Source organism: Allobrachymonas denitrificans DSM 15123, assembly GCF_900110225.1.
In the GTDB taxonomy this organism is placed as follows: domain Bacteria; phylum Pseudomonadota; class Gammaproteobacteria; order Burkholderiales; family Burkholderiaceae_C; genus Brachymonas; species Brachymonas denitrificans.
This window is the reverse complement of sequence record NZ_FOCW01000007.1, coordinates 17942-31118: the sequence shown is the minus strand read 5'-3', so window position 1 is coordinate 31118 and position 13177 is coordinate 17942. Positions and strand designations below refer to the sequence as shown.

General features: G+C 65.3%; 13 protein-coding genes. 11 read left to right on the top strand and 2 right to left on the bottom strand.

Annotated features, from left to right (window positions below; genetic code table 11):
- Window positions 1-69: 69 nt before the first annotated feature.
- Window positions 70-564, top strand: a complete 495-nt coding sequence (locus tag BMW28_RS10360; protein WP_091817697.1) for a DUF2069 domain-containing protein — start codon at window positions 70-72, stop codon at window positions 562-564.
- A gap of 31 nt (window positions 565-595) precedes the next feature.
- Here BMW28_RS10360 and BMW28_RS10355 read toward each other — a convergent pair whose 3' ends face one another.
- A complete protein-coding gene (locus BMW28_RS10355) occupies window positions 596-2260 on the bottom strand; it encodes a SulP family inorganic anion transporter (RefSeq protein ID WP_234970118.1) in 1665 nt (554 codons plus the stop codon).
- Between the two features lie 110 nt (window positions 2261-2370).
- Between BMW28_RS10355 and BMW28_RS10350 the strand changes: the two genes are divergently transcribed.
- The 3 genes from BMW28_RS10350 (at window position 2371) to BMW28_RS10340 (ending at window position 5708) form a co-directional block, all read left to right on the top strand.
- A complete protein-coding gene (locus BMW28_RS10350) occupies window positions 2371-3780 on the top strand; it encodes an FAD-binding oxidoreductase (RefSeq protein ID WP_091817691.1) in 1410 nt (469 codons plus the stop codon).
- A 180-nt stretch (window positions 3781-3960) separates the two neighbouring features.
- A complete protein-coding gene (locus tag BMW28_RS10345) occupies window positions 3961-4776 on the top strand; it encodes a thymidylate synthase (RefSeq protein WP_091817557.1) in 816 nt (271 codons plus the stop codon).
- 47 nt (window positions 4777-4823) lie between these two features.
- Window positions 4824-5708: a DMT family transporter gene (locus BMW28_RS10340; RefSeq protein ID WP_091817555.1), complete on the top strand. Its 885-nt coding sequence runs from the start codon at window positions 4824-4826 to the stop codon at window positions 5706-5708.
- Here the strand turns inward: BMW28_RS10340 and BMW28_RS10335 are convergent, their stop codons facing one another.
- Window positions 5709-6185, bottom strand: coding sequence for a c-type cytochrome (locus BMW28_RS10335; protein WP_091817553.1), 477 nt, complete (start codon window positions 6183-6185; stop codon window positions 5709-5711).
- 157 nt (window positions 6186-6342) lie between these two features.
- Here BMW28_RS10335 and BMW28_RS10330 point away from each other — a divergent pair, with 157 nt between their 5' ends.
- From BMW28_RS10330 to BMW28_RS10300, 7 genes are all read left to right on the top strand, one after another.
- Complete coding sequence (locus BMW28_RS10330; protein ID WP_091817689.1) at window positions 6343-6837, top strand: dihydrofolate reductase; 495 nt, start codon at window positions 6343-6345, stop codon at window positions 6835-6837.
- Window positions 6838-6963: 126 nt separating this feature from the next.
- Window positions 6964-7758: an exodeoxyribonuclease III gene (gene xth / locus BMW28_RS10325; protein WP_091817550.1), complete on the top strand. Its 795-nt coding sequence runs from the start codon at window positions 6964-6966 to the stop codon at window positions 7756-7758.
- 130 nt (window positions 7759-7888) lie between these two features.
- Window positions 7889-8935: a sulfate ABC transporter substrate-binding protein gene (locus BMW28_RS10320; RefSeq protein ID WP_091817686.1), complete on the top strand. Its 1047-nt coding sequence runs from the start codon at window positions 7889-7891 to the stop codon at window positions 8933-8935.
- A gap of 138 nt (window positions 8936-9073) precedes the next feature.
- The gene (locus BMW28_RS10315) at window positions 9074-10162 is read left to right on the top strand and encodes a sulfate ABC transporter substrate-binding protein (RefSeq protein WP_091817547.1); all 1089 of its coding nucleotides are present in this window, start codon (window positions 9074-9076) and stop codon (window positions 10160-10162) included.
- 115 nt (window positions 10163-10277) lie between these two features.
- On the top strand, window positions 10278-11180 hold the full coding sequence (gene cysT, locus BMW28_RS10310; RefSeq protein WP_091817545.1) for a sulfate ABC transporter permease subunit CysT: 903 nt from the start codon (window positions 10278-10280) through the stop codon (window positions 11178-11180).
- Window positions 11181-11194: 14 nt separating this feature from the next.
- The gene (gene cysW, locus BMW28_RS10305; RefSeq protein ID WP_091817542.1) at window positions 11195-12022 is read left to right on the top strand and encodes a sulfate ABC transporter permease subunit CysW; all 828 of its coding nucleotides are present in this window, start codon (window positions 11195-11197) and stop codon (window positions 12020-12022) included.
- Between the two features lie 18 nt (window positions 12023-12040).
- Window positions 12041-13072: a sulfate/molybdate ABC transporter ATP-binding protein gene (locus BMW28_RS10300; protein WP_091817539.1), complete on the top strand. Its 1032-nt coding sequence runs from the start codon at window positions 12041-12043 to the stop codon at window positions 13070-13072.
- Window positions 13073-13177: the final 105 nt, after the last annotated feature.

The window sequence follows — 13177 nt, the reverse complement described above, 5'->3', positions numbered from 1 at the left end:
GCCACTGCTTTCGTGGTAGCCTTGGCAGCCTTCTTCTGCCGCTGGCAGCCCCATGCCAGCCCCATCACCATGACAGAATTCAACGACCTCAGCCTGCAGCCCATACCGCCCACCCCTGCCATCCGCCGCACACGCATTGCCGCGGTGGCGCTGCTGCTGGCGCTGGTGGTGTTGCTGGTGGCGTGGGAACTGTGGCTGGCGCCGGTGCGTCCGGGCGGCTCCTGGCTGGCGCTGAAGGCACTGCCGCTGTGCCTGCCGCTGGCCGGCCTGCTCAAGAACCGCATGTACACCTACCGCTGGCTCAGCCTGATGGTGTGGATCTATTTCTGCGAGGGCGCCGTGCGCGCCTGGAGCGACCGCGCCCCCAGCAGCTACTACGCGCTGCTGGAGGCCATCCTGTGCGTGGCGCTGTTTGTGGCGTGCGCCATGCATATCCGTTTGCGCTTCAAGGCGGCGCGGCAGTTCTTCGCCGCCACGCTGGCGCAGGCCGAGGCTGATGCAGGCACACAGGTAGCAAGCGCGGGAACCTCGGCTACCACCCCTGCCGCCTCGCAACAAGCCTGAGTTCTTCCCGCCCAGGCCGCACGAGGGCCGCCTATGCGGCTGGCCCCAATCGCGCCTGCGCGGCCTCCACGGCATCGTCCACACTCCAGAACACCGGCACAAGCACGCCGGAACTTCCGTCCAGCAGGCCGGCGCGGTGCAGTGCGTCCCGCGGCCGGTCCTTCACGCGCGCCAGCATGAGGGTACAGCCCCGGTGCGACAAGTCGGTAGCCAGTTCCGCCAGTGCCTCCACGCTGGTCGAATCCAGCGCATCGCACAGTTCCATGCTGAGCACCAGTACCTGCGTGTCATGCGCCAGGGCCTGCTCGCGCATCCCGGCAAAAATGCGCTCGGCGTTGGCGAAGAAGACCGGCTCCTCAGGCCGGAGCACTGTCACGCCAGGCGTGCGCAAGGCCTCGGTGTGGGCATCGCGGTCCAGATAATCCCGCGTGCCGGGTAACTGGCCCAGCTCGCTCCACAAGGGGCGCGAAAACCGTCGCACGACCAGCAGCACCGACAACCCCACCGCCAGCAGCAGCCCGAACAGCACACCAAACACCAGCACCGTAGCCGCCGCCACCCAGGCCAGCCAGGTGTCGCTACGCAACCGCATGCTGTTCAGTACCGTACGTGGCCACAGCCCGTGCGCCAGAATGCCGATGACCACGGCCGCCAGCACCGGCACCGGCAACAGCGCCAGCCAGCCGCGGCCCTGCCACAACAGCAAGGCCAATGCCAGCGCGGCGGCCAGTCCGGTCAGCTTGCTGCGCCCGCCGGCGGCTTCGTTGGCTGACGATGCCGAAAACCCCGCGCCCACCGGCAAGCCCTGCAAGGCCCCGCTGGCCAGGTTGGACAGCCCCAGAGCCAGCAATTCACGTCGCGGCGCCACGCGATCCCCGTGCTGCAACGCTAGGGTCCGCACCGAACCCCAGGATTCGGCAAACAGGATCAGCAACAGCGCCGGGGCGATTTCTGCGGCGCGCAGCCAGTAGGCATCCGACAGGTGCGGCCAGTGCCAGCCGCTCCATGCCCATGCCACCTGCCCGACCAGTGCAACGCCGGCCCTGGCTGGCTCCAGAATGGCGGAGGCAATCATGCCCGCCATCAGGATCAGCAGGGACGGCGGCAGCAGCAACCAGCGATGGAGGCGCTTGAACACCAGCCACAGCACCAGCGCTGCCAGCCCCCAGACCAGGCTCGGGCCATGCACCAGCGCAGCGTAATGCCACAGTTGCTGCAGCAAGGGGAAGAAGCCCGCCGCCGACACCTGCATGCCCAGCAGATGCGGCAACTGGCGCACGATGATAGTGAGCGCCAACGCCCAGGCAAAGCCGCGCAGCACCGGCCGCGAGACAAATGCCCCCAGAAACTCGGCCCGCAGCGCCCAGGCCAGCAACAAGAGCCCACCCGTCAGGATGACCAGCGCAAAGCCCATCGGCATGCCGCCCACAGCCACGGCCGAGGCAAAGATCGCCGCAGCCGACGAGGTGGGCGAGACGATGGCAAAGCGGCTGCTGCCGAACCAGGGATACAGGCACAGACCCACCAACGCCGCCAGCAACGCATGCGCCGGTGGCACGTTGGCGATGGCGGCGTAGGCCACCGCCTCCGGCAGCAGCACGCCGGCAACGGTCAGGCCGGCAAACACATCGTCCAGCACCGGGCGCAGCCACTGGCGCTGCCCCATGCTGGCGCTGCCCTGGTCATTGGCTGTCACTGCCGATGGCTGCCTGCTCCCGTCCAATTCCTGTCTCCTTGCGCCGTCTCGCGCTGCAGAAGCATTATCCGGCGGCAGCGCCCTGCATGGCGCCGTATCATTGCGCCATCATGCAAGACACTTTTCCGGATTCCCTGGCGCGCATTGTGGGCGCCTCCCATGTGCTGACCGGCGATGACGCCGCCCCCTACTGCCGCGACTGGCGCAAGCGTTATCAGGGGCAGGCGCTGTGCGTGGTCAAGCCCGGCAGCACGCAGGAGGTGGCGGAGGTGGTCAAGGCCTGCGCGGCGGCCGGAGTGGCCATCGTTCCGCAAGGCGGCAATACCGGGCTGGTGGGCGGTTCCGTGCCGAATGACGACGGGCGCAACATCGTGCTGAACCTGCAGCGCATGCACGCCGTGCGCGCCATCGATGTGGCCAACCAGACCATCACGGCCGAAGCCGGCTGCATCCTGCAGAACGTGCAGCAGGCTGCCAGCGATGCGGGCTGGCTGTTTCCGCTGAGCATGGCCAGCGAAGGCAGCTGCACGCTGGGCGGCAACCTGGGCGCCAATGCGGGCGGCACACAGGTGCTGCGCTACGGTAACAGCCGCGAGTTGTGCCTGGGGCTGGAAGTGGTCACGCCGCAGGGCGAAGTCTGGAGCAGCCTGCAGGGCCTGCGCAAGGACAACACCGGCTACGATCTGCGCGACCTGTTCGTGGGCAGCGAAGGCACGCTGGGCATCATCACGGCCGCCACCATGAAGCTCTATCCGCAGCCCAAGGTGCAGCTCACCGCCTGGGCGGCCGTGCCCTCGGTGCAGGCAGCGGTGGATCTGCTCGGGCTGGCACGCCAGCATCTGCATGCGGGGCTGACCGGTTTCGAGATGATGGGCCAGTTTGCCCTGTCGCTGGTGGACAAGCATTACCCGCAACTGCGCGTTCCGCTGTACCGCGACACGCCGTATTGCGTGCTGCTGGAAAATGCCGATTTCGAAGGCGAACAACACGCGCGTGAACGTTTCGAGGCCTTGCTGGAAGCCGCCATGGAACAGGGCTGCGTGACCGACGCCATCGTGGCCGAGAACCTGACGCAGGCGCATACCCTGTGGCATGTGCGCGAGAGCATTTCGCTGGCGCAGGCGGAGGAAGGACTGAACATCAAGCACGATATTTCGGTGCCGATCTCGGCCATCCCGCAGTTCGTGCAGGAAACCGATGCAGCGCTGGCCGAGCATGTGCCGTCGGTGCGCATCGTGAATTTCGGCCATCTGGGTGACGGCAATCTGCACTACAACGTGCAGGCGCCCGAGGGCGTCGATCCGGCGCGCTTTCTGGCGGAGCAGGAGCCGGGCATCAACACCATCGTGTTCGATGCCGTGCACCGCTTTGGCGGCAGCATCAGCGCGGAGCATGGCATCGGCCAGCTCAAGCGCGATACCCTGCCCAAGTACAAGTCGCCGGTGGCGCTGGGGCTGATGCGGGCGATCAAGCAGGCGCTGGATCCGCAGGGGATCATGAATCCGGGACGGGTACTCTAGGCACTTCCCGTTCTTGCCACCCAAGCCCCCGCCTTGAGTTGTGCGGCCCAGGTTCCCTAATCCGCTCGGCGCCGCTCCCGCCTTCATGCCTGGGTACAGACACATGAATCGTTCCCGGGGCAGCGTTCTTTCATATCCTTATTGACCGCTCTCTTCAGCGCTGCTCCGTACAATCAACCCATGCAGAATCCCGCCCCTTCCAACCAGTACGAAACCTTTCTGCGCCATGTGCGCGATACCGGCGTGGCCAAGGCCGACCGCACGGGCACCGGCACCACCAGCGTGTTTGGCTACCAGATGCGCTTCGACCTGAGCCAGGGATTTCCACTGGTGACCACGAAAAAAGTACATCTGAAGAGCATCATCTACGAACTGCTCTGGTTCCTCCGCGGCGACGGCAATGCGCGCTGGCTGCAGGAGCGTGGCGTGACGATCTGGGACGAATGGGCGCATCCCGAAACCGGCGATCTGGGTCCCGTGTATGGCGTGCAGTGGCGCAGCTGGCCCAGGCCCGATGGCGGGCATATCGACCAGATCGCGCAGGTGATGGAGACCCTGAAGAGCAATCCGGACTCGCGCCGCATGATCGTGAGTGCCTGGAACGTGGCCGAGCTGGACAAGATGGCCCTGATGCCCTGCCACGCCTTCTTCCAGTTCTACGTGGCCAACGGCAAGCTGAGCTGCCAGCTGTACCAGCGCAGCGCAGACATCTTCCTGGGCGTGCCATTCAACATCGCCAGCTATGCCCTGCTCACGCACATGGTCGCGCAGCAGTGCGGGCTGGAGGTGGGCGAGTTCATCTGGACCGGTGGCGACTGCCATATCTACAGCAACCACAGCGAACAGGTCGACCTGCAGCTGTCGCGCGAACCCTTCCCCTATCCGCAGCTGGTGATCAAGCGCAAGCCGGCGGATATCTTCAGCTACGCGTTCGAGGATTTCGAGGTGGTGGATTACCAGCACCATGCGCCGATCAAGGCGCCAGTGGCGGTGTGATAAAAAATCCCGATCAGGGTTAGTCAACGAATTGATGTAGTTTTTCAATGCAAACCCTGACCCGCAAACAACTCATCGCCCTGCTGGTGCTCACCCTGATGTGGGGCATCAACTGGCCAATGATGAAGCTCTCGCTGCGCGAGCTGCAGCCGCTACATTTCCGGGCACTCACCATGAGTCTGGGCATGCTCGGGCTGATGCTCTACTTCCGCACGCGCGGGGTACGGCTGATGCCGCAGGGCTGGAGCGAATGGCGCGCCATCCTGATCCTGGCGCTGCCGAACATGCTGGGCTGGCACGGGTTGTCGATCTACGGCCTGCAGCAACTCTCTTCCGGGCGCGCTGCCATTCTGGGCTTCACCATGCCGGTGTGGACGGTGCTGCTGGGCGTGCTGTTCTACCGCGAGCAACTCAGCAACCGGCTGATCGTGGCCGTGGTGGCCGTACTGGCGGCCATCGGGCTGCTACTGGCGAACGAACTGGGCAATCTGGCGGGACGGCCAGTGGGCATCCTCTGGATGCAAGGCGCTGCCATCTGCTGGGCACTGGGCACGATCTGGACGCGCCGCCTGCCCACCACCCTGCCGACCGAAGCGCTGATCGTCTGGATGATGGCCTTTGGTGCCCTCACCATGGGCCTGCTCGCGGGCATGCTGGAAGCACCGCAGCGCTATGACTTCAGCGTTCCGGTCTGGCTCAGCCTGATCTACGGGGTGCTGATCAACTACGGCGCGGCGCAGGTGCTGTGGTTCAGCCTGGCGCGCGCCCTGCCGCCAAGCACCAGCGCCATGAGCGTGATGGCGATTCCGCTGATCGGCATCATGAGCGCCACCGTCATCGTGGGCGAATGGCCGCACTGGCAGGATTTTGCTGCCGTGGGTTGCGTGATGCTGGCGATTGCCGCGGTGCTGCTGCCGCGGCGCGGCGGCTGATCAGCGGTTGCGGAACTGGTCGTGGCACTTGCGGCAGGTGCTGCCGGCGTCGATCACCAGCTTCTTCAGCACATCCAGGTCACCGGCGCGAGCGGCGGCGGGCAGCTTGTCCACCTTCTCGCGCAGCTGCTGTGCACTCGCATCGAAGCGCGGCCTGGCGGTCCAGACAAACTCGTTGGCACGGGTGTTGACCAGCGGCGCACCGCTGCCGGGCACAAAGCCGTGGAACGGCAGGCGCGCCATCACCATCACCACGTTGGCGTCTTCCACCGCCTGCGCCTGATCCCACGGAATGCGCTTGAGCGCCATGGCGCTGAGGCGGCTGAAGTGGTGCTCCATCACCTCGAACGCGCCCTTGCGGTAGGCCACGGCATCTTCTGCCTTGGGAAACGTCATCCATTGCGCGGACGCCGCCACGCTCGAAAAACCCAGGCCTGCCACCAGCACGGCGCGGCCCCATTGTGCGATTGACTTCATGATCCGATCCTGCAACGCCGGCTTCCTGGCGGGCGCCCCGGTTGCGCGCCTCCGTCCCCCGTCCGGCAAACCGGCCTACTATACACAGAATGGGCAAGGCAGCAGGACGCCCGGTTACAACCGTCATGCGCTGCCACAACTTGCCTACAATGCCCGCATGAAACCCGCCCTGCACCTCATCTACGCACGCGCCCGCAACGGCGTGATCGGCCATCAGGGCCAGATGCCCTGGCATCTGCCGGAAGATCTGGCGCATTTCAAGCGCGCCACGCTGGGCGCGCCCGTCATCATGGGCCGCAAGACCTGGGACAGCCTGCCGGAGAAATTCCGCCCCCTGCCCGGCCGGGCCAATGTGGTGGTCACGCACCAGCGCGACTGGACCGCGCCCGGCGCCATCGTGGCCCACAGCCTGGGCGATGCCATCGTGCAATGTGGCGACGTACCGACCATCTGGGTGATGGGTGGAGCCAACGTGTATGCGCAGGCGCTGCCGCTGGCCGATCAGGTGGTGGTGACCGAAATCGACGCGGATTTCGAAGGGGATGCCTATGCGCCGATTCTGGGGCCGGAGTTCCAGCCTATTGAGCGCGAGGAGCATGTGGGGGCGCAAGGGCTGCCGTTTGCGTTTGTGACCTACCAGCGGGTGGGCTGATTCGTCCATATCAGGCTTGCGCGGGGACAGGCTCCTGCTGGACTCGCAAGATCCAATTTCACTTGGCAAAGAATGTTGTCTTGCCCTCGTTTTTGCAAAAAACACAATTAAATCAATCACACGAAAATGCAATTCGCCACCTGGAACGTCAACTCCCTCTCCGTCCGCCTCCCGCAAGTCCTCGACTGGCTCGCCACCAACCCCGAGGTGGAAGTGCTGGCACTGCAGGAAACCAAGCTCACCGATGACAAGTTCCCGCTGCAGCTGCTCAACGAGGCGGGTTTTCAGGTGCATTTCTTCGGCCAGAAGACCTACAACGGCGTGGCCCTGATCTCGCGCACGCAGACCGGCACCGACGTGGTGCGCAACATTCCCGGCATGGATTGCGACATGGCACGCGTGCTGAGCGCGACCTACACGGCGCCCAACGGCCAGCCGGTGCGCGTGGTGAACGGCTACTTTCCCAACGGCCAGGCGCCTGGCACCGACAAGTTCGCCTACAAGATGCGCTGGCTCACCGCCCTGCGCGAGTGGCTGCGTGGCGAGCTGGTGAAGACGCCGCAGCTAATCCTGCTGGGCGACTTCAACATCACCTTCGACGATCTCGACGTGTACGACCCGGTGGCACTGCACGAGACCATCCACTGCACCACCGAGGAGCGCACCCATCTGCAGGATCTGATCGGCCTGGGCCTGACGGACAGCCACCGCCTGTTTCCCCAGCCCGAGAAAAGCTACAGCTGGTGGGATTACCGGGGCTTCGCCTTCCGCCGCAACAATGGCCTGCGCATCGACCACATTCTGGTGAGCGATGCGCTCAAGCCCTTCGCGACGGCCTGCAGCATCGACCGTCTGCCGCGCAAGAACGAGCGCCCCAGCGACCACACTCCGGTGGTGCTGACGCTGGGTGCCACGGCCTGACAGGTCTTTGCAAATAGCCGGCGGATCTAAGAACCGCCGGCAATACCGAAGCAACTTTATATTCTTTTAATTACATTAAGAATACGAATACCATGACTTTCAGTTTTATTGAAACCGAAAGGACATGGTCATGCAATTCCCACCCTCCTCCCGCCGCCAGCTGCTGAACGCGCTCGCCAGCTCCGGTCTGGCCCTGGCAGCCTCCACCGTCGCTGCCCCCGCCCTGGCCCAGGCCGGCAACGCAACCGTGCAACTGCTGAACGTCAGCTACGACCCGACGCGCGAGCTGTATCAGGACATCAACCAGGCCTTCGCCGCCAGCTACCGCCAGTCGACCGGCACCAGCGTGCAGGTGCGCCAGTCGCATGGCGGCTCGGGCAAGCAGGCGCTGTCCGTGCTCAACGGCATGAAGGCGGATGTGGTCACGCTGGCGCTGGCGGCCGATATCGACCAGCTGGCACAAGCCAGGCTGCTGCCGGTCGACTGGCAGAAACGCCTGCCGCAGAACAGCACGCCCTATCGCAGCACCATCGTGTTTCTGGTGCGCAAGGGTAACCCCAAGGCCATCCGCGACTGGGGCGATCTGGTCAAGCCGGGGGTGTCGGTGATCACGCCCAACCCCAAGACCTCCGGTGGCGCGCGCTGGAACTATCTGGCCGCCTGGGGCTGGGCCCTGAAAAAGACTGGCTCGCAGCAGCAGGCACGTGATTTCGTGAGCAAGCTCTACCGCCAGGTGCCGGTGCTGGACACCGGCGCACGCGGTTCGCTCATCACCTTCACCCAGCGCGGCATCGGCGACGTGCTGCTGTCCTGGGAGAACGAGGCCTATCTGGCGCAGAAGGAACTGGGCAAGGGCCAGTTCGACATCGTGACACCCTCGGTCAGCATCCTGGCCGAGCCGCCGGTGGCGGTGGTGGAGCGCAATGCCGACGCCAACGGCACGCGCAAGGCGGCACAGGCCTATCTGCAGTTTCTCTACACCCCGCAGGCCCAGCATCTGATCGGCAAGCACTACTACCGTCCGGCCGATGCCACAGTCGCGCGTAGCTATGCCCACCAGTTCTCCAGGGTCCAGCTGTTCACCATCGACCAGCTGTTTGGCGGCTGGGCGCAGGCGCAGAAGACGCACTTTGCCAATGGCGGCGTGTACGACCAGATCTTCCGGGCAGCGAAGTAAGTCATATGCAATTCTTCGCATAAACAAACAACAACATATTCGTTTTCAAGTATGTAGTGAATGCCTACCATGCAGACATTCACTCAGACAGCGCTGGCATGCTGCGGCGCTGCTCCCCGGATAACAAGGACACTTTCCATGACGATCTCCTTCCAGCGCCGCCCCGTCGTCGCCTTCCTTACTGGTTCCCTGATCACCCTGGCTGCAGGCACGCTGGCCGGCTGCGGCAAGAACGCGCCGGACACGGCCGCCAGCGGCAGCGCCTCTGCCGCAGCGGGCAACACTGCCGCGGCCGATGCCAACAAGCTGCTCAACGTCAGCTACGACGTCTCGCGCGAGTTCTACAAGGACATCAACGCCGCCTACCTGCCCGTTGCCAACAAGGACGGCGGCAAGCTGGAGATCCAGCAGTCGCACGGCGGCAGCAGCAAGCAGGTGCGCGGCGTGGCCGAAGGCCTGCAGGCCGATGTGGTCACCATGAACCAGGCGAGCGACATCGACTTCCTGGCCGGCAAGGGCCTGGTCGACAAGGACTGGGCGAAGAAATTCCCCGACAACGCCGTGCCCAACACCTCCCTGTCGGTGATCCTGGTGCGCAAGGGCAACCCCAAGCAGATCCATGACTGGGCCGATCTGGCCAAGGCCGGCGTGCAGCCCATCATTCCCAACCCCAAGGTGACCGGCAACGGCCGCTACACCTGGGTGGCGATCTGGGGTGCAGCACTCAAGTCCGGCAACAACGAGGCGCAAGCTGCCGAGCTGACCGGCAAGGTGTTTGCCCAGGTGCCGGTGCTGGATGGCGGCGGCCGCGCGGCCACCACCACCTTCGCCCAGCGCAACATCGGCGATGCCCTGGTCACCTTCGAAAGCGAAGTGCCCCTGATCCAGCGCGAATTTGGCGACAACTTCGAGGTGATCTATCCCAAGTGGACGGTGCTGGCCGAAAACCCGGTCGCCATCGTCAACAGCGTGGTCGACAAGAAAGGCACGCGCCAGGCCGCCACCGACTACCTGAACTGGCTGTGGTCGCCCGAGGCGCAGGAAATTGCCGCCAAGCACCACCTGCGTCCGCGCAATGCCGAGGTGCTGGCCAAGCACGCCAAGGATTTCCCGCAGCAGCAGACCTTCACCGTGGACGAGCTGTTCGGCGGCTGGAGCAATGCACTGAAGGTGCACTTCAGCGATGGCGGCACCTATGACAAGGCAATGGCGCAGCGTCGCAAGTAAGCGGAGCTAGCGGCGCTGCCCGTGCCGCAGGGCGTGATGCCGATGGCTGCCAGCACATCGTGCGCCATCTGCACACGCCCTCCCCCTTGAAACACACCGCTTCTCCACGCCTCCCATGACTTCCAGCCTCACGCTTCCCCCTTCTGCCGTGACCACCCTGCCCCTCTCCCGACAACGGACTGCGCGCCCCTGGCGCAACCCGCTGCTCAAGAGCCACAGCGTGCTGCCCGGCTTCAACCTGTCGCTCGGCATCGCCGTGCTGTATCTGGGCCTGATCGTGCTGATCCCGCTGGCTGCGGTATTTTTCAGCAGCGCACAGCTGGGCTGGGAGGCGTTCTGGAACATCGCCACCGATGCCCAGGTGGTGGCCTCGTACAAGCTGACTTTCGGTGCCTCCTTCCTGGCGGCGCTGGCCAATGCGGCAACCGGCCTGCTGGTGGCCTGGGTGCTGGTGCGCTATGAATTTCCCGGCCGTCGCCTGCTGGACGCCATGGTCGACCTGCCCTTTGCCCTGCCCACCGCCGTGGCCGGCATCGCGCTGACCACGCTGTACGCTCCGAATGGCTGGATCGGCAGCCTGCTGCCCTTCAAGGTCAGCTACACGCCGCTGGGTGTGTGGGTGGCGCTCACCTTCATCGGCCTGCCCTTCGTGGTGCGCACGGTGCAGCCGGTGCTGCAGGATCTGCCGCGCGAACAGGAGGAAGCCGCCGCCCTGCTCGGCGCCAGCCGCTGGCAGACCTTCCGCCACGTGCTGCTGCCCACGCTGCTGCCCGCCCTGCTCACCGGCTTTGCGCTGGCCTTTGCCCGCGCGCTGGGCGAGTACGGCTCGGTCATCTTCATCGCCGGCAACATCCCGTTCGAAACCGAAATCACCTCGCTGCTCATCATCGGCAAGGTGGAACAGCAGGACATCGCCGGCGCCTCCGCCATTGCCGTAGTGATGCTGGTCACCGCCTTCGTGCTGCTGCTGATCCTGAACCTGCTGCAAGCCTGGCAGCGTCGCCGCCTGCCGGCCTGAGCGAGGAAGACCCTATGTCCCGCCCCACAACGTCTCCCACCAGCGAATCGCCCTGGCTGCGCCGCATGCTGATCGGCACCGCGCTGCTGTTCATGGCGCTGTTCCTGCTGGTACCGCTAATCAGCATCTTTGTCGAAGCCTTCCGCCAGGGGCTGCAGGTGTACTGGGCCGCCATCACCGAACCGGATGCGCTCTCGGCCATCAAGCTCACCCTGCTGGCCGCCGCCATCGCCCTGCCGCTCAATGCCATCTTCGGCATCGCAGTAGCCTGGGCCGTGACCAAGTTCGACTTCCGCGGCAAGAGCCTGCTGCTCACGCTGATCGACCTGCCGTTCTCTGTCTCGCCGGTGATTGCCGGCCTGGCGCTGGTGCTGGTGTTCGGCGTCAACGCCGCGCTGGGCGGCTGGCTGGAGGCCAACGGCCTGCAGGTGATCTTTGCCGTGCCGGGCATCGTGCTGGCGACCGTGTTCGTCACCTTCCCCTTCGTGGCGCGCGAGCTGATTCCGCTGATGCAGGCACAGGGCAGCGCGCAGGAAGAAGCCGCGCGCATCCTGGGCGCCAGCGGCTGGCAGATTTTCCGGCGCGTGACGCTGCCCAACATCAAGTGGGCGCTGCTGTACGGCCTGATCCTGAGCAATGCCCGCGCCATGGGCGAGTTCGGCGCGGTATCCATCGTGTCCGGCCATATCCGCGGCCAGACCAACACCATGCCGCTGCACATCGAGGTGGTCTACAACGAATACCAGTTTGCCGCCGCCTTTGCCGTGTCTTCACTGCTGGCGCTGCTGGCGCTGGTCACCCTGGTGCTCAAGTTCGTGGTCGAACGCCGCAGCCACGCCTGAACCTGACGAAAGCTTCCCATGCAGATCCGCATCCAGAACCTGAACAAGTCCTTCGGCCGCACCGTGGTGTGCGACAACGTCAACCTGCAGATTGCCAGCGGCGAACTGCTGGCCCTGCTCGGCCCCTCCGGCTCCGGCAAGACCTCGCTGCTGCGCGTGCTGGCCGGACTGGAACTGCCGGACAGCGGCAGCGTGCATTTCGACGAGCGCGACGTGACCTGGGCCGACGTGCGCAGCCGCAACATCGGCTTTGTGTTTCAGCACTACGCGCTGTTCGCCCACATGACGGTGGCCGACAACGTCGCCTTCGGCCTGACGGTGCTGCCCGCGTCGCAACGCCCCTCCAAAAAGGAGATTGCCGAGCGCGTGGCGCACCTGCTGGACAAGGTGCAGCTGGCCCCGCTGGCCAAGCGCTATCCGCACCAGCTCTCCGGCGGCCAGCGCCAGCGTGTGGCCCTGGCGCGCGCGCTGGCCACGCAGCCCAAGGTGCTGCTGCTGGACGAACCCTTCGGGGCGCTGGACGCCAAGGTGCGCAAGGAACTGCGCCGCTGGCTGCGCCAGATCCACCACGACATGGGCGTGACCAGCATCTTCGTCACGCACGACCAGGAGGAGGCGCTGGAAGTGGCAGACCGTGTGGTGGTGATGAACGCCGGCCGCATCGAGCAGGTCGGCACGCCGAACGAGGTGTACGAGCACCCGGCCACGCCTTTCGTCATGGAATTTCTCGGCGACGTGAATCCGCTGCACCCGCAGGGCAGCGCCACGCCCACCTATGTGCGCCCGCACCAGATCGAGGTGCTGCCCGCCGCGCCCGGCTCAGCTGCGCCACAGGATGGCATTGCCGCGATCTGGAAGCAGACGCAGGTGGTCGGCCCCTACACCTATCTGGAGTTCCAGCGCAGCGACAGCGCCCAGTTGATCGATGTGCAGCTCACCCGCAGCGAACATGAACAGCTGGCCAGCCGCATGCCGTTTGCTGCCGGCACGCCGGTGTGGCTGCGGCCGACACGCGTGACCGAGTTTGTCGAGGCGGGGGCGGGAATCTGAGCGGCACAGCTCCCGCCAGTTCGAGCAGCGCACCTGCGGAAGCTGGTGCACAAGCCGGGCGCGCTTTTATAATGCCCGATGCGGTCTTGGTACCGCGCTTCTTGT

Excerpts from the sequence above, each read along its gene's own strand:
- BMW28_RS10360 (WP_091817697.1), top strand. The coding sequence starts at position 70 with ATGACAGAATTCAACGACCTCAGCCTGCAGCCCATACCGCCCACCCCT.
- BMW28_RS10350 (WP_091817691.1), top strand. The coding sequence starts at position 2,371 with ATGCAAGACACTTTTCCGGATTCCCTGGCGCGCATTGTGGGCGCCTCC.
- BMW28_RS10345 (WP_091817557.1), top strand. The coding sequence starts at position 3,961 with ATGCAGAATCCCGCCCCTTCCAACCAGTACGAAACCTTTCTGCGCCAT.
- BMW28_RS10340 (WP_091817555.1), top strand. The coding sequence starts at position 4,824 with ATGCAAACCCTGACCCGCAAACAACTCATCGCCCTGCTGGTGCTCACC.
- BMW28_RS10335 (WP_091817553.1), bottom strand. The coding sequence starts at position 6,185 with ATGAAGTCAATCGCACAATGGGGCCGCGCCGTGCTGGTGGCAGGCCTG.
- BMW28_RS10330 (WP_091817689.1), top strand. The coding sequence starts at position 6,343 with ATGAAACCCGCCCTGCACCTCATCTACGCACGCGCCCGCAACGGCGTG.
- xth (WP_091817550.1), top strand. The coding sequence starts at position 6,964 with ATGCAATTCGCCACCTGGAACGTCAACTCCCTCTCCGTCCGCCTCCCG.
- BMW28_RS10320 (WP_091817686.1), top strand. The coding sequence starts at position 7,889 with ATGCAATTCCCACCCTCCTCCCGCCGCCAGCTGCTGAACGCGCTCGCC.
- BMW28_RS10315 (WP_091817547.1), top strand. The coding sequence starts at position 9,074 with ATGACGATCTCCTTCCAGCGCCGCCCCGTCGTCGCCTTCCTTACTGGT.
- cysT (WP_091817545.1), top strand. The coding sequence starts at position 10,278 with ATGACTTCCAGCCTCACGCTTCCCCCTTCTGCCGTGACCACCCTGCCC.
- cysW (WP_091817542.1), top strand. The coding sequence starts at position 11,195 with ATGTCCCGCCCCACAACGTCTCCCACCAGCGAATCGCCCTGGCTGCGC.
- BMW28_RS10300 (WP_091817539.1), top strand. The coding sequence starts at position 12,041 with ATGCAGATCCGCATCCAGAACCTGAACAAGTCCTTCGGCCGCACCGTG.